This is a genomic window from Gammaproteobacteria bacterium, from assembly GCA_015709695.1.
Taxonomy (GTDB): Bacteria; Pseudomonadota; Gammaproteobacteria; order Steroidobacterales.
This window is the reverse complement of the sequence record CP054183.1, coordinates 1501969-1516774: the sequence shown is the minus strand read 5'-3', so window position 1 is coordinate 1516774 and position 14806 is coordinate 1501969. Positions and strand designations below refer to the sequence as shown.

Sequence of the window (14806 nt, the reverse complement as noted above, 5' to 3'; positions counted from 1 at the left end):
CAGGTCGCGGGGATTGCTGCGACGTTCACCCCATGCTCGCCCTGTGGATCCTCGGCGCCTTCGTCTTCGGCCTGCTGGCGCGCCAGCTGGCCCTGCCGCCGCTGGTGGGCTTCCTCGCCGCGGGGTTCCTCCTCAATGGTTTCGGTGTCGAGCCGGTACCGGCGCTGGCGCGGATCGGCGAGGTGGGTGTCTGGCTGCTGCTGTTCTCGGTGGGGCTGAAGCTGCGCTGGCAGAGCCTGATGGCGCCCGCGGTGTGGGCCACGGCGAGCGTGCACCTGCTGCTGACCGCGGCACTGGCCGCGTTCATTGCCCACGGGCAGGTCGGCGTGCCATGGCCGGCCGCCTGGCTGCTGGGGGCCGCCTTCGGCTTTTCGAGTACCGTGCTCACGGCCACCATCCTCGAACCGAAGAAGGAGCTGCGTGCCTTCCACGGGCGCATCGCCATCGCCATCCTGATCATCCAGGACATCGTCGCGGTGGCGGTGCTGGCGATCGGCGCCGACACCGCGCCGTCACCCTATGCAGGCCTGCTGGTGCTGGTGGTGTTCGCCAAGCCGCTGCTGGACCGGCTGGTCGACTTTGCCGGGCATGACGAGATCCTCGCGCTGTTCGCCGTGCTGCTGGCCGTGGGTGCCGGCGGCTATGGTTTCGAGGCCCTGGGGCTGAGCGGCGAGGTGGGCGCGCTGCTGCTCGGGGCGCTGCTGGCCAGTCATGCCCGCGCGGTCGAGCTGGCCGACGTACTCTGGGGCATGAAGGAAGTCTTCCTGGTCGGCTTCTTCCTCAGCATCGGCCTCGGCGGCATGCCGAGCCTGGGGTCGCTGGTGGGGGTCTCGGTGCTGCTGCTGGCGCTGCCCTTCAAGGCCGCGCTGTTCTTTGCCCTGCTGGTGCTGGCCGGCCTGCGTGCCCGCAGCAGCTTCCTCGCGGCGCTCAGCCTGGCGAGCTATGGCGAGTTCAGCCTCATCATCATGCAGCTGGGCGTGCGCCAGGGCATGCTGGATCCGGCGTGGATGCCGCTGGCGGCGGTGGCGGTGGCGGGATCCTTCGTGCTGGCGGCGCCGCTGAATCGCGTGGCACACGGGCTGTACGGCCGGTGGGAGCCGCTGCTGCAGCGTTTCGAGCGTCGCCGCAGGCACCCGGACGACGAGCCGCTGTCGGTGGGCGCGGCGGAGGTGCTGGTGGTGGGCATGGGCCGTGTCGGCAGCGGCGCGTATCGCTACCTGCGCGAGCGGGGCGTGCAGGTCGTCGGCCTCGACAGCGACATGAGCAAGGTCGAGGCCCATGTGCGTGGCGGCCGGCGCGTCGTCTACGCGGACGCCGAGGACCCGGACCTCTGGCACCGCCTGCAGCTGGACCGCGTGCGCGCGGTGATGCTCGCCGTGCCGGACACCGAGGCGAAGATCCTCGCCAGCCGCCGGCTGCGCCAGCGCGGCTTCGCCGGCCTGATCGCCGCCACCCACGTCTATGACGAGGAGCGGCAGGAGGTGCTCGACGCGGGCTGCGACGTCACCTACAACTACTTTGCCGAGGCGGGCACCGGCTTCGCGGTGCATGTCAGCGATTCGCTGCAGGACCTCATCGGGCCGGCGCGGCGCCGGCGCCCGGACTGAGGGCGGCGGCGCCACCGGCGCGCCGCGCGAGGTGCGCGGCCAGCGCGGCACCGGTGTGCGAGTGCCGGCAGCGGGCGATTTCCTCGGGCGTGCCGGCGATCACCAGCCTGCCGCCACCGGCACCGCCTTCGGGGCCCAGGTCGATGATCCAGTCGGCCTGGGCCATGACCTCGATGTTGTGCTCGATCACCACCAGCGTGTTGCCGGCATCGACCAGCCGCTGCAGCACGGACAGCAGCTGCTCCACGTCGCTCATGTGCAGGCCCACCGTCGGCTCGTCGAGCACGTACAGCGCGCCGCTGGCGCCGGGGCGCGCGCGCGCCAGCTCGGTCACCAGCTTCAGCCGCTGCGCTTCGCCGCCGGACAGGGTCGGGCTGCGCTGGCCGAGGCCGAGGTAGCCGAGGCCAACCTCCTCCAGCAGGCGCAGCGTGTGGTGCAGGCGGCCGTGCGCCGCGAAGAATTCCGCCGCGGTGCTGATGTCCATGCCGAGGACCTCGCCGATGTTGCGCCCGCGGTAGCGGACCTCGAGTGTCTCGCTGTTGAAGCGCGCGCCGTTGCAGCTGTCGCAGTCGACCTCGACGTCCGGCAGGAAGCTCATGCCGATGCGCTGCACGCCCTGGCCCTCGCAGGTCTCGCAACGTCCGCCGGCGACGTTGAAGGAGAAGCGGCTGGGCGAGTAGCCGCGGATGCGGGCCTCGGGCGCCTGCGCGAACAGCCGGCGCACCTCGTCCCAGAGCCCGGCATAGGTGGCGGGGCAGGAGCGCGGGCTCTTGCCGATGGGCGTCTGGTCCACCTCCAGCACGCGCTGGATGTCCTCCCAGCCGCCGAGGCGAGTGCAGCCCACCGGTGCGGCGCGGCGGCCGCCGCGGGCGAGGCGCCGCTGCAGGCTCGGCAGCAGCACGTGGCGCACCAGCGAGCTCTTGCCACTGCCGCTGACACCGGTGACCACCGTCAGCCGGCCGAGCGGGAAGGCGACATCGATGTCACGCAGGTTGTGGACCCGGGCGCCGGAGATGCGCAGCTGCTGGCCGGCGGTACGCGGTGGGCGCTGGTGCCGGCGCGGCGGCGGTGGCTGTGACAGCAGGCGCCCGGTCAGCGAGCGCGGTGCGGCGGCCAGGTCCGCGGCACGGCCGGTGCCCACCACCTCGCCACCGCGGCTGCCCGCGCCCGGGCCGAGGTCGACGACATGGTCGGCCTGGCGGATGGTGTCCTCGTCGTGCTCGACGACGACCACGGTGTTGCCGTGGTCGCGCAGGCTGCGCAGCGTGGCCAGCAGCCGCTGGTTGTCGCGCGGATGCAGGCCGATGGTCGGCTCGTCGAGGATGTAGCACACGCCACGCAGGTTCGAGCCGAGCTGCGCGGCGAGGCGGATGCGCTGCGCCTCGCCGCCGGAGAGCGTGCCGGCGGCACGATCCAGCGTGAGGTAGCCGAGACCGACCTCCTGCAGGAAGCGCAGCCGCGAGCGGATCTCCTGCACGGCATCGCGGGCGATGGCTGCCTCGCGGCCGGCGAGGCGCAGGCGGTCGAAGTACCGCCTCGATGCATCGATGCTGGCCGCCGTGAACTGGCTGATACCCTGCTCGCGGAAGCGCACGGCCAGCGCCTCGGGGCGCAGGCGCTGACCGTGGCAGCTGCCGCAGATGGTGGCTTCCAGCGGCTGCCTCCATTGCGCCTCTTCGCCGCTCTGTTCGGCGTCGAAGCCCTCGATCTCCTCGCCGGTGCCGAAGCAGCGCGGGCACCAGCCATGGCGGGAGTTGAAGGAAAACAGCCGCGGATCCAGTTCCGGGAAGCTGCGGCCGCAGCCGGGGCAGGCGCGGCGTACCGAATAGAGCACCGGCGCGCCACGCGCACCCAGCACCTGCACGCTGCCCTTGCCGAGCTCGATGCCCTCGAGCAGCAGCTGGCGCAGGCGCCCCTCGTGGCGCGGCTCCACCCGCACCTCGCCCAGTGGCAACTCGATGTCGTGCTCGATGAAGCGGTCGAGGCGGGGCCAGGCGGCGGTGGCTGTCATCTCGCCGTCGACGCGCAACTCGTCGTGGCCGCGGCGGGCCGCCCAGCGCGCGAGTTCCGTGTAGTAGCCCTTGCGCGCCACCACCAGCGGCGCCAGCACCTGCACGGTCTGGCCGCGTTGCGCGCGCACGATGCGCGCGACGATGGCATCGGGGTCCTGCGGAACGATGCGCGTGTCGCAGTCCGGACAGTGCTGGGTACCGAGCCGGGCGAAGATCAGCCGCAGGAAGTGGTAGGCCTCGGTCAGCGTGGCCACCGTGCTCTTGCGGCCGCCGCGGCTGGTGCGCTGCTCGATGGCCACCGTGGGCGGAATGCCCGAGATGGCATCGACATCCGGCCGCGCTGCCGGCTGCACGAACTGCCGTGCGTAGGCATTCAGCGACTCGAGGAAGCGGCGCTGGCCCTCGGCGAACAGCACATCGAACGCAAGCGTGCTCTTGCCGCTGCCGCTCACGCCGGTGATGACGCTGAAGCGGTCGCGCGGCAGGCTGACGTCGATGTCCTTCAGGTTGTGCTCGCGGGCATGCCGTACGCGGATGTCGGCGCTGGCGGGCGCAGCGGACGCTGTGGTGGCCGGCGTCGTCGCCGCGAGCGCCGCGCCCCGCAGCCGCGCCTGGTGCCGTCCGAGGGCCTGGCCGGTGCGGGATTCGGCCACGCCCGCCAGCTGCCGCGGCGTGCCCTCGGCCACCAGCCGGCCGCCGGCCTCGCCGGCCTCGGGCCCGAGGTCGATGACCCAGTCGGCGCTCCAGATGACGTCCAGGTTGTGCTCGACCACGACCAGCGAGTGGCCCTGGGCGAGCAGGGCGCGCAGCGCGCCGAGCAGCGCCGCGATGTCGTGCAGGTGCAGGCCGGTGGTGGGCTCGTCGAGCAGCAGCAGGTTGCGCGCGCCGCTGGTGCGCGCCAGCTGGCCCGCAAGCTTCAGGCGCTGGGCCTCGCCGCCCGACAGCGTGGTCACCGGCTGGCCGAGGCGCAGGTACTGCAGGCCGACGGCGGCGAGGTGACGCAGCCCGCGCTGCAGCTCGGGATCGCCGGCGAAGAACGCCGTGGCCTCGGTGACCGTCATCTCCAGCACCCCGGCGATGGACTTTCCGGGTCCCTTGCCGCCGGCCGGGGGCAGGCGCACTTCCAGAACCTCGGGGCGGTAGCGCTGACCGTCGCAGTCCGGGCAGCGCAGGTAGACGTCGCTCAGGAACTGCATCTCGACATGCTCGAAGCCGTTGCCGCCGCATGTCGGGCAACGGCCGTCACCGGAGTTGAAGCTGAAGGTGCCGGGCGTGTAGCCGCGGAGCTGCGAGGCGGGCAGCGCGGCGAAGGCCTTGCGGATGGGACCCAGCAGGTCGACGTAGCTGGCGGGGTTGGAGCGGGTGGTCTTGCCGAGCGGGGACTGGTCGACCAACAGCACCTCGTTGATGTGTTCGTGGCCGGTCAGCTCGCGATAGGCGCCGGCGGCTTCCGCGGGCTTGCCCTTGAGCTTCTGCAGCGCCGGGTAGAGCAGGTCCTCGACCAGCGTGGACTTGCCCGAGCCGCTGACGCCGGTGATGCACACCAGCCGCTGCAGCGGGATGCGCACATCGAGGTCGCGCAGGTTGTGGGCGGTGGCGCCGCGCAGCTCGAGCCAGCCGCTGTCGGCGTCGGGTGGATGGCCCCTGCCGGAGGCATCCGCGTCGACCTGGCGTTCGCCGCGCAGGTAACTGCCGGTGAGCGAGGACGCATCCGCCACCATTGCCGCCGGCGTGCCGGAGAAGACGATGCGCCCGCCATCCGCGCCGGGCCCGGGGCCCATCTCCAGCAGCTGGTCGGCGGCCAGCATGAGCTGCGGGTCATGCTCCACCACCAGCAGCGAGTTGCCGGCATCGCGCAGGCGCTGCAGCACGCCGATGACGCGGTCGAGGTCGCGGGCATGGAGGCCGACGCTCGGCTCGTCGAGCACGAACAGGGTGTTCACCAGCGAGGTGCCGAGAGCGGTGGTCAGGTTGATGCGCTGCACTTCGCCGCCCGACAGGGTGCGTGACTGGCGATCGAGGCTGAGATAGCCGAGGCCGACCTCGACCAGGTAGCCGAGGCGGCTCCTGATCTCGGCGAGCAGCAGCCCGGTCGCCTGGTCCAGAGGCGCCGGCAGGCGCAGCGCCTCGAAGAAGGCCTGTGCGCGCTGCAGCGGCAGCAGCATGAGGTCATGCAGGCACAGGCCGGGGAGCGTGGCGAGCAGCGCATCGCTGCCGGTGAAGCCCTCGGGCCGGAAGCGGTGCGCGGGATCGAGCACGGCGTCGGCCTGTGCCGCCGTGCCGAGCCGCCACAGCAGTGGCTCGGGTTTCAGTCGCGCGCCACGGCAGGCAGGGCAGGTGGAGTAGGAGCGGTAGCGCGCGAGCAGCACGCGCACGTGCATGCGGTAGGCCTTGCCCTCCAGCCAGGTGAAGAAGCGGCGCACGCCATACCACTTGCCTTCGGCGCGGCTGCCCTCGCCATCGATGACCCAGCGCTGCTGCCCGGCATCCAGTTCCCGCCAGGGGGCCTGTGTCGGCACGCCGCGCTGGCGCGCGAAGCGCAGCAGGTCGTCCTGGCACTCGTGGTAGCTCGGGCTCTGGAACGGCCTGACCGCGCCAGCCGCCAGGCTCAGCGAGCCGTCGGGGATCACCAGCCCGTAGTCGATGCCCATGGTGCGGCCGAAGCCGCGGCAGGTTTCGCAGGCGCCGGCGGGCGAATTGAAGGAGAACGCGGCGGGACCCGGTTCGCGGTAGTGGATGTCGCAGCCGGCGCAATGCAGGTCCGCCGAGAAGCGCAGGGGCGTGCCGGGCTCACCACCCTCAAGCGGCCAGGCGGCGAGGCGGCCGCGGCCGAGTTCGAAGGCTTTTTCCAGCGCCTCGATGAGCCGGCCGCGGCTGGCCGCCTCCAGCCGCACGCGGTCGAGGATCACCTCCAGGCGCTGGCCATCCTGGCGGTGGATGCGCTCGTGCCCCTGGCGGGCGAGAAGCCGGGTGACCTCGTCGACCGTGAAATTGTCCGGGACGATCACCGGGGCGGTGATCATCAGCCGGGCACCGCCCGCCATCGACGCCTGCAATGTTGCCGCCACCGAATCGGGACTGTCGCGCGTGACGCGCTGGCCGCACTGGCGGCAATGCAACGCCGCGGCCCGGGCGTAGAGCAGCTTCAGGTGATCGGCGAGCTCGGTCATGGTGCCGACGGTGGAGCGCGAGGTGCGCACCGGGTTGGTCTGGTCGATGGCGATCGCCGGCGGCATGCCGTCGATGCGCTCCACCCGGGGCTTGTCCATCCGGTCGAGGAACTGCCGCGCGTAGGGCGAGAAGGTCTCGACGTAGCGGCGCTGGCCCTCGGCGTAGAGAGTGTCGAAGGCCAGCGAGGACTTGCCCGAGCCGCTGACGCCGGTGACCACCACTAGCCGGCCGAGGGGCAGGTCGAGATCGAGGTTGCGCAGGTTGTTCTGGCAGGCGCCGCGGATGGCGATGACGCCCGGATCCGTGCCCGGGGGCGTGGCGTGGCTGGCTGGCTTCGGGCGTCGCTTGGGCATGATTCTGGCGGGCGGGTGGATCGCCCAATATAAATGAGGCCCGGCCGCCGCGGACAGGTGCCCACCCTGCGCAAAGCGGCTATGATTCGCGCCCGGAATACCCACGCCAAGGCAGCGAGGAGCCGTCCCGATGCAACCCGACCTGGCAGGCCGGCTCTACCATGTCATCGACACCAGCGGCTTCGACCGCGCGCTCCTCGACGAGCTCTGCGAGCTGACCACCCGGGTGCGCAACATCGCCAAGACCACGGCCGGCGCCCAGGCACTGCAGGCGCTGCTGCCCCATGCCCGCGCCATGCTCTACTTTCCGCAGCCCTCGACGCGGACCTTCCTCTCGTTCAACAACGCCTGCCACATCCTCGGCATCCGCACCAGCGAGATCCGCGACCCGGCGACCTCCTCGGAAGTGAAGGGCGAGAGCTTCGACGACAGCATCCGCACCTTCAGCTCCTACGTGGATGTCATCATCATGCGCACCCCCGAGGCGGGCTACGCGGCCCGCGCCGCCGCGCAGATGGACCGCATCCCGCGGCCGGTGCCCATCGTCAACGCCGGTTCGGGCAAGGACCAGCACCCCACCCAGGCACTGCTGGACATCTACACCCTGGGGCGCAGCTTCGCCGACCGCGGCGGCATCGACGGCAAGACCATCGCCATGATGGGTGATCTCAAGCGCGGCCGCACGGTGCGCTCGCTCTGCGGCCTGATGCGCAACTACCGCGATGTGCGCCTGGTGCTGGTGGCCCCCGAGGCCTTCGCCATGGAGGATGACGTCAAGGCGCGGCTGCGCGCGCAGGGCATTCCCTTCACGGAAACCAGCCGGCTCGCCGATGTGCTGCCGGAGATAGATGCCCTCTACGTGACGCGCATCCAGACCGAGTGGGACACGGCCGGCGAGTCCCGTGGCGTCGATTACGCGCAGTTCAGCGTCAACCCCGGCAACCTGCCGCTGCTCAAGCACGACGCCATCATCATGCACCCGCTGCCGCGCGGGCCGGAGATCGATCCGGCGGTGGACGATGACCCGCGTGCCATGTACTGGCGCCAGGAGCGCAATGGCATGTGGATGCGGGTGGCGATCCTCGTCAAGATATTCCGGCTGGAGGATCGTATCGCCGCGCTGGCGGCAGCGGTTGCGCCAGAGGCTCCGCGTCCGGCGTAGCGGGCGGGGCGACCATCGCCGCCGCCGGGCGCACCAGCACGCTGCCCTGCACGCTCTGCAGCGGGGACATCAGGTCGCGCGGCGTGAGCGGCGTGGCCATGCGCTGCTCGACCCAGTCGAGGAGCGGCGCCCAGCCCTCCAGGTCCTTGGCTGCCTGCGTGTGCGGCAGTTCGTGGATGCCGAGGCCCTGCTCGGCGGCATGCACGTAGGTCTGGCTGTCGCGCAGTTTCGCCACCACCGGGATGTTCAGCGACTCGAGGAAACGCATCAGCCGCCGGTAGGCGAGCGTGTTCTCGCGCACGCGGTTGGCGATGACGCCGAGCCTGCCCATGCGGCGGCTGACTTTGGCGACCAGCAGCAGGTCGGTGACCAGCTGCGATACCGCGTGGATGTCCATGTCCGATGGCAGCACCGGCACCAGGATGGCATGGGCGCCGCGGGTGAACTGCGACAGCCGCTGCGAGGACAGGGCAGCCGGTGTATCCACCACCAGCTGGCGCACCTCGGGCGGGATGCGCAGCTGGAAGCTGCGCGTCACCCGCGGATTGGTGGCGAATGCCGCCACGCTGTAGATGTAGGGCCTCTCCTGCGGGCGGTTGTGGACCCAGCGCATTGCCGAGGCCTGCGGGTCGAAGTCCATCAGCGCCGTCTTGCGCTCCTGCGAGGCGAAGTACGCCGCGAGATTCGCCGCGACCGTGCTTTTGCCGGACCCGCCCTTCGGGTTCAGCAGCACGATCTTGCGCAACTCCGGATGGCCGGGGATGTTGAGCAGCATGCGGCTATTATCGGCGCTTGCCGGCCGGAACTTAAGTCAACCCGCCGCCTCGCCCCGCCGGGCGTCGCGCGCGCGTTGCAGCAGCGTCCGCAGCAGGCGCCGCAGGCTGTCGCGGGCCGCCTCCGGCTCGCCGAGCGCCGGCAGCACGTCGGCGATGGCCTCCAGCGTCGACACCCACTCGCGCCGCGGCTCGCGCCGCAGCTTGCCGTACATCGACGGCTCGCGCGGCACCAGCACCAGGCGCGGCAGCTTCAGCAGCCAGGGGTTGCGCCACCACAGGGTCTTCGCCTGGCTCCAGCTGCCATCCAGTACCAGGATGCCCTCGAGCCCGTGCCGGCGCCGGTCGAGCAGGGCGCCGCGGCGGTCCACCAGCGCCACCTGCTCGCGCCGGGCCGTGGCGAGCGCGGCCTCGGAGACCTTGGTCACCGCCAGCACTGCCCAGCGATCGGCGTCCGCCGCAGGCTCGCCGAGCGCCCCGGCCAGCGACGGCCAGGACAGGCCGACGCGGATCCCGGCGCCGGGCAGCGTCAGCGCGACCAGCCTTGCGGTACCCAGCAGCGCATCGTCCTCCCGCGGGTGCTGGAGGATGACCACCCGCAGGCGGGTATCCACCGGCTCCACGCGGTCGCAGATGCAGAGCGCCGGTGGCTTGGCACAGCGGGGGCAGGTGTCCGGGTTGTCGGTCGCGGGGCGCACCCGTGCATTCTAGCCGGGTGGCGCAGGTCCGTGACCGATGGCACGGTTGCTGCCTTGCCAACCTGTATCGCTACGCGATACGATGCTGCGTGATTCGCAGTTTCCGCCACCGCGGCCTGCAACGGTTCTTCGAGACCGGATCGAAGGCCGGAATTCAACCGAAGCACGCTGCGCGACTGCGTCTCCAGCTTGGCCGGCTCGACGCCGCCGGCGGCCCCGAGGACATGAACCTGCCAGGCTGGCGGCTGCACTCGCTGAAGGGCACGCTCGCCGGTCATTGGGCCGTTTGGGTGGACGAGAACTGGCGGCTGACATTTTGTTTCGTCGGCATGGATGCCGAGATCGTCGACTATCAGGATTGCCACTGAGGACTGGCACATGACGCGAATGCACAACCCGCCGCATCCCGGCGAGGTGCTGCAGGATACGGTGCTGCGCGAGGCTGGCGGCCTGACCGTGACGGCATTCGCCCGGCGCCTGGGTGTCTCGCGGGTCGCACTCTCGCGCGTGGTCAACGGTCGTGCGGCGGTGAGTGCGGAACTGGCGATCCGCCTGGCTGCTGCGCTTGGCGGCTCGGCGGAATCATGGCTTGCGATGCAGGCCGCTTTCGATCTCTGGCAGGCGCAGAAGAACCGCCGGCCAAGGATTCGTCGCCTGCCGGCCGCTGGCGCCGGGGAAGCGGTCTGACTCCTGATCTACGCCTTCCGCACCCTGCTGTCGCCGGCTGCACGGCAGACGTGGCGGGCAGGACGCGGTGGCCCCCGGGCCAGCCGGCCGCGGCCGGGACGTCGAAACCTGGCCAGTGCCTGTTGTTGGTCGGGGTGACAGGATTCGAACCTGCGACCTCTTGCTCCCGAAGCAAGCGCTCTACCAAGCTGAGCTACACCCCGAAATCCGGCGGTGCGCGGCGGGAAGGCGCACCGGGCCGGCGAGCCGCCGGCAAGGCGGGGCATTTTGCGGGAACGGCGTGGGCACGTCCAGTGTCCGGCGGCCCCGGGGAACGCCTCAGTAGCGGCGCTCGACGGCGAAGTCGGCGAGTTGCACCAGGGCGTCCTTGAAGGGCGAGCCGGGCACGCGGGCCAGCGCGGCCACCGCCTGGCGCGAGGCTTCCCGCGCTCGGGTGAAGGTGTAGGCGAGCGCGCCGGTGGTCTGGATGGCCTCGAGGATCATCGCCAGGTCCTCGATGCCGCCGTGCTCGATGGCGCGGCGGATGGCGAGCTGCTCGCGCGCCGAGCCACGCTGCAGGGCGTAGATCAGCGGCAGGGTCGGCTTGCCCTCGGCGAGGTCGGTGCCGATGTTCTTGCCGAGCTCGCTGGCATCGGCCTGGTAGTCGAGGGCGTCGTCGACCAGCTGGAAGGCGAGGCCGACCTGCTTGCCGTACTCCACCAGCGTTTCCTCGACGGCGAGGGTCTGGCCGGCGAGGATGGCGCCGATCTGCATGCCGGCCTCGAACAGCTTGCCGGTCTTGCGGTAGATCACCTGCAGGTAGCGGGCCTCGGTGGTCTCCGGGTCACGGCAGTTCATCAGCTGCATGACCTCGCCCTCGGCGATGGTGTTGGTGGCGTTGGCCAGCACATCCATGATGCGCATCTGCCCCACCTGCACCATCATCTGGAAGGCGCGCGAGTAGAGGAAATCACCGACCAGCACGCTCGCCTGGTTGCCGAACACGCTGTTGGCGGTTTCCTGGCCGCGGCGCAGGTCGGACTTGTCCACCACGTCGTCGTGGAGCAGGGTGGCCGTGTGGATGAACTCGATGATCGCCGCGCAGAGCACATGCTGCTGCCCGCTGTAGCCGCAGGCACGCGCGGCGAGCAGCACCAGCAGCGGACGCAGGCGCTTGCCGCCGCTGCCGATGATGTAGTGGGCCACGCTGTTGACCAGCGCCACGTCGCTGCTGAGCTGCGCCTGGATCTCGCGGTTGACCGCGTTCCAGTCCTCGCCGACCAGCTGGCGCACACTGTCGAGGTCGAACCGGGCCGGCTTGGCTTGGACGAGCTGCATCGGGGGGCAATAATGCGCCGGATGCAGTGCCCTGTAAAATTCGGCTTTCTCTTACTGGTCCTTGCCGGGCTGCCGTGGGCCGATGCTGCCCACGGCTTCGGCGCCGAGGGCCATCGCGTGGTCGGCGAGATCGCCGAGGCGCGGCTCTGCGCCGGCGCCCGCGCCTGGATCGCCCCGCTCCTCGACGGCAATTCGCTTGCCAACGCCGGCGTATGGGCGGACAGCATCCGCGATGACCCGGTCTGGCGCCACACCGGGGACTGGCATTTCATCAACGTTGCCGATGGCGAGTCGCTGGAGCGGGCCATGGCGCGCCCCGGCGGCAACGTGCTCAAGGCGCTGGCCAGCGCCAGGCGCGACCTCGCCGACACGCGCCTGCCGCGGGCGCGCCGTGCCGAGGCGCTGCGCTTCTTCGTGCATTTCACCGCCGACCTGCACCAGCCGCTGCATGTCGGCCTCGGGGTCGACCGCGGCGGCAACGACATCCCGGTCCGCTGGGGCAGGCGCGAGCTGTCCCTGCACGAGTTCTGGGATGCCAGTGCGCTGCTCCACGCGCAGGGCCTCGATCTCGCGGGCCTCGCCGCCTCGATCGGCGCCCTCGCCAGCGGCCAGGAAGCCGCCTGGCAGGCCAGCGGGCCGCAGGACTGGGCGCGCGAGTCGCTCGCGCTGCGGCCGCGGGTGTACGCGCTGCCTTCCGGCGGGGGGCGCCTGCGACTGGATCCGCAGTACGTGGCCACTGCCCGCAACCTCGTCAGCCTGCGGCTGGCCGAGGCCGGGGTGCGCCTCGCCGGGCAGCTCAACCAGCTGGGTTGCCCAGGGGCGGCGGCGGCCCATCCAAGCCGTTGAACCGGCAGGGCCGAATCATTAGAATGCCGGCTCTTTTCCGGTTCCTTCCGGGCCGGACCTGCGGAGAAGTTCAGGATGTACGCCGTATTTGTGACGGGTGGCAAGCAGTACCGCGCGAGCCCGGGTGACCAGCTCCAGGTGGAAAAGCTGCCGGCTGCCGAGGGCGACAGCGTCGAGTTCACCGACGTGCTGATGATCGGCGAAGGCCGCAACCTCAAGGTCGGCAAGCCGAAGGTGGCGGGCGGCAAGGTCAAGGCCAAGGTCCTGGCCCAGGGCCGCACCGACAAGGTGAGCGTCATCAAGTTCAAGCGCCGGACCACGTACAAGCGCATGGGTACGCACCGGCAGTCTTTCACGCTGGTGGAGATCACCGGCATCACCGGCGGGCCGAAGCAGGGCGACGGCGCCGCGGCGGAGTAAGGCCAGATGGCACATAAAAAGGCAGGCGGCAGCACCCGCAACGGCCGCGATTCGGAGTCCAAGCGCCTGGGCGTCAAGCTCTTCGGCGGCGAGGACGTGGTGGCGGGCAACATCATCATCCGGCAGCGTGGCACCCGCTACCATGCCGGTGCGAACGTCGGCATGGGCCGTGACCACACGCTGTTCGCCAAGGCCGCCGGCACCGTGGCCTTCCAGCGCAAGGGCCCGAAGAACCGCCTGTTCGTCAGCATCGTTCCCCAGCAGGGCTGAGGCAGCCCGCGCCGGCTACTGCGCGAACCCCGCTGCGGCGGGGTTCGTCGTTTCTGGATCCAGGCCAGCATGAAGTTCGTCGATGAAGCCACGGTTCGCGTGCAGGCCGGCAATGGCGGTGCTGGCTGCGTCAGCTTCCGTCGCGAAAAGAACATCCCCTGGGGCGGGCCCGACGGCGGCGATGGCGGCGACGGCGGCAGCGTCTGGCTGGTGGCCCGCGGCGGCATCAACACGCTGGCGGACTTCCGCGTCAACCGTCGCTACCGCGCCACCCATGGCGAGCCGGGTTCCGGAGCCAACTGCAGCGGCCGCAGCGGCGGTGACCTCGAGGTGCCGGTGCCGCCCGGCACCCGGGTGATCGAGGACGAGACCGGCGAGCTGCTCGGCGACCTGACGACCGACGGCCAGCGCCTGCTGGTGGCCGCGGGTGGCCACGGAGGCAAGGGCAACACGCGCTTCAAGAGCAGCGTGAACCGGGCGCCGCGACGCTCGACCCCGGGCACCGCCGGCGAGGCGCGGGCCCTGCGGCTGGAACTGACGCTGCTGGCCGACGTCGGCCTGCTCGGCAAGCCCAATGCGGGCAAGTCCACGCTGATCCGCGCGGTATCGGCGGCGCGACCCAAGGTGGCCGATTATCCCTTCACCACCCTGTACCCCAACCTCGGGGTCGTCTATGTCGGCGCGCTGCGCAGCTTCGTCATGGCGGACATCCCGGGGCTGATCGGTGGCGCGGCCGAGGGCGCCGGGCTGGGCACGCGCTTCCTCAAGCACCTGCAGCGCACCCGCCTGCTGCTGCACCTGGTGGATCTGGCGCCACCCCCGGGAACCACGCTGCCGGCGGATGATGCGCTGGAGATCGTGCGTGAGCTCGAGCGCTTCAATCCCGGGCTGGCCGCCAAGGAGCGCTGGCTGGTGCTGACCAAGACGGACCTGCTCGAGCCCGCCGAAGCGCAGCGGCGCGAGGCCGAGGTGGTGGCCGCCCTGGGCTGGACCGGCCCTGTGCATCGCATCAGCGCGTTGTCGGGGGAGGGTACCGCGCGGCTTACCGGCGAGGTGATGACGCGGCTGGAGGAAATCCTGCGGCCCCCGGAGGAAGAGGGCGAGGCAGCGCCAGGCTAGCCGGCCTTGGACGCCTTGAGGGCCTTGAGCGCCTTGTTCAGGCGGCTCTTGTGGCGGGCGGCCTTGTTGCGGTGGACGAGGCCCTTGCTGACCATGGTGTCGATGGCCGGAACCGCGGCCTGGCAGGCGGTCGTGGCAGCGGCGGCATCACCGGCCCCGGTAGCCTTGACGGCCTTCTTGATGGCGCTGCGCATGCGGGTGCGCAGGGCGACGTTGCGCTGGCGGTGCTTTTCCGCCTGGCGCGCCTTCTTCGCTGCTGACTTGATGTTCGCCAAGGGGCTGACCTGACTCGTCGGACGCCGGGCGTGGGCGCCGGCAAGGGCGCGTATTCTTTGGGTTTGGCCCACCCTTGTCAATACGCTGGTAGACTC

13 protein-coding genes and 1 tRNA gene are annotated in these 14806 nt (G+C 71.0%); 8 read left to right on the top strand and 6 right to left on the bottom strand.

What is annotated here, in order from left to right:
* Window positions 1–32: 32 nt before the first annotated feature.
* Window positions 33–1607: a cation:proton antiporter gene (locus tag HRU81_07190; protein ID QOJ31891.1), complete on the top strand. Its 1575-nt coding sequence runs from the start codon at window positions 33–35 to the stop codon at window positions 1605–1607.
* Here HRU81_07190 and uvrA read toward each other — a convergent pair.
* Window positions 1573–7143 carry an excinuclease ABC subunit UvrA gene (gene uvrA / locus HRU81_07185; GenBank protein ID QOJ31890.1) on the bottom strand — a complete coding sequence of 1857 codons (5571 nt, stop codon included), beginning with the start codon at window positions 7141–7143 and terminating at the stop codon, window positions 1573–1575. The genes HRU81_07190 and uvrA overlap by 35 nt on opposite strands.
* A 130-nt stretch (window positions 7144–7273) precedes the next feature.
* On the opposite strand from uvrA, the gene pyrB reads away from it, so the two are divergent.
* Window positions 7274–8305: an aspartate carbamoyltransferase gene (pyrB, locus tag HRU81_07180; GenBank protein ID QOJ31889.1), complete on the top strand. Its 1032-nt coding sequence runs from the start codon at window positions 7274–7276 to the stop codon at window positions 8303–8305.
* Here pyrB and HRU81_07175 read toward each other — a convergent pair.
* Window positions 8229–9080, bottom strand: a complete 852-nt coding sequence (locus HRU81_07175) for a ParA family protein (GenBank protein ID QOJ31888.1) — start codon at window positions 9078–9080, stop codon at window positions 8229–8231. The genes pyrB and HRU81_07175 overlap by 77 nt on opposite strands.
* 36 nt (window positions 9081–9116) lie before the next feature.
* The gene (locus HRU81_07170; GenBank protein ID QOJ31887.1) at window positions 9117–9776 is read right to left on the bottom strand and encodes a DTW domain-containing protein; all 660 of its coding nucleotides are present in this window, start codon (window positions 9774–9776) and stop codon (window positions 9117–9119) included.
* Between the two features lie 89 nt (window positions 9777–9865).
* On the opposite strand from HRU81_07170, the gene HRU81_07165 reads away from it, so the two are divergent.
* Together HRU81_07165 and HRU81_07160 are read left to right on the top strand one after the other, a co-directional pair.
* Window positions 9866–10144, top strand: a complete 279-nt coding sequence (locus HRU81_07165; GenBank protein QOJ33330.1) for a type II toxin-antitoxin system RelE/ParE family toxin — start codon at window positions 9866–9868, stop codon at window positions 10142–10144.
* Between the two features lie 10 nt (window positions 10145–10154).
* Window positions 10155–10463, top strand: a complete 309-nt coding sequence (locus tag HRU81_07160) for a HigA family addiction module antidote protein (protein QOJ31886.1) — start codon at window positions 10155–10157, stop codon at window positions 10461–10463.
* A 126-nt stretch (window positions 10464–10589) separates the two neighbouring features.
* On the opposite strand, the gene HRU81_07155 is transcribed toward HRU81_07160, so the two are convergent.
* Both HRU81_07155 and ispB read right to left on the bottom strand, forming a co-directional pair.
* Window positions 10590–10666 (bottom strand) — tRNA-Pro (locus HRU81_07155).
* Between the two features lie 115 nt (window positions 10667–10781).
* A complete protein-coding gene (gene ispB, locus HRU81_07150) occupies window positions 10782–11780 on the bottom strand; it encodes an octaprenyl diphosphate synthase (protein ID QOJ31885.1) in 999 nt (332 codons plus the stop codon).
* A gap of 21 nt (window positions 11781–11801) precedes the next feature.
* On the opposite strand from ispB, the gene HRU81_07145 reads away from it, so the two are divergent.
* The 4 genes from HRU81_07145 to obgE all read left to right on the top strand — a co-directional run bounded on the left by HRU81_07145 (window position 11802) and on the right by obgE (window position 14435).
* On the top strand, window positions 11802–12626 hold the full coding sequence (locus HRU81_07145) for a S1/P1 nuclease (GenBank protein ID QOJ31884.1): 825 nt from the start codon (window positions 11802–11804) through the stop codon (window positions 12624–12626).
* 75 nt (window positions 12627–12701) lie between these two features.
* Complete coding sequence (gene rplU, locus HRU81_07140) at window positions 12702–13046, top strand: 50S ribosomal protein L21 (GenBank protein QOJ31883.1); 345 nt, start codon at window positions 12702–12704, stop codon at window positions 13044–13046.
* Between the two features lie 6 nt (window positions 13047–13052).
* Window positions 13053–13316, top strand: a complete 264-nt coding sequence (gene rpmA, locus HRU81_07135) for a 50S ribosomal protein L27 (GenBank protein ID QOJ31882.1) — start codon at window positions 13053–13055, stop codon at window positions 13314–13316.
* 69 nt (window positions 13317–13385) lie between these two features.
* Window positions 13386–14435 carry a GTPase ObgE gene (gene obgE, locus HRU81_07130; protein ID QOJ31881.1) on the top strand — a complete coding sequence of 350 codons (1050 nt, stop codon included), beginning with the start codon at window positions 13386–13388 and terminating at the stop codon, window positions 14433–14435.
* Here the strand turns inward: obgE and rpsT are convergent.
* Window positions 14432–14710 (bottom strand): 30S ribosomal protein S20, encoded by a 279-nt coding sequence (gene rpsT / locus HRU81_07125; GenBank protein QOJ31880.1) that lies wholly within the window; start codon window positions 14708–14710, stop codon window positions 14432–14434. The two genes, obgE and rpsT, sit on opposite strands and share 4 nt — an antisense overlap.
* Between the last annotated feature and the right edge of the window lie 96 nt (window positions 14711–14806).

Coding starts and splice junctions, on each gene's coding strand:
- HRU81_07190 (QOJ31891.1), top strand. CDS start 33: ATGCTCGCCCTGTGGATCCTCGGCGCCTTCGTCTTCGGCCTGCTGGCG.
- uvrA (QOJ31890.1), bottom strand. CDS start 7,143: ATGCCCAAGCGACGCCCGAAGCCAGCCAGCCACGCCACGCCCCCGGGC.
- pyrB (QOJ31889.1), top strand. CDS start 7,274: ATGCAACCCGACCTGGCAGGCCGGCTCTACCATGTCATCGACACCAGC.
- HRU81_07175 (QOJ31888.1), bottom strand. CDS start 9,080: ATGCTGCTCAACATCCCCGGCCATCCGGAGTTGCGCAAGATCGTGCTG.
- HRU81_07160 (QOJ31886.1), top strand. CDS start 10,155: ATGACGCGAATGCACAACCCGCCGCATCCCGGCGAGGTGCTGCAGGAT.
- ispB (QOJ31885.1), bottom strand. CDS start 11,780: ATGCAGCTCGTCCAAGCCAAGCCGGCCCGGTTCGACCTCGACAGTGTG.
- HRU81_07145 (QOJ31884.1), top strand. CDS start 11,802: ATGCAGTGCCCTGTAAAATTCGGCTTTCTCTTACTGGTCCTTGCCGGG.
- rplU (QOJ31883.1), top strand. CDS start 12,702: ATGTACGCCGTATTTGTGACGGGTGGCAAGCAGTACCGCGCGAGCCCG.
- rpmA (QOJ31882.1), top strand. CDS start 13,053: ATGGCACATAAAAAGGCAGGCGGCAGCACCCGCAACGGCCGCGATTCG.
- obgE (QOJ31881.1), top strand. CDS start 13,386: ATGAAGTTCGTCGATGAAGCCACGGTTCGCGTGCAGGCCGGCAATGGC.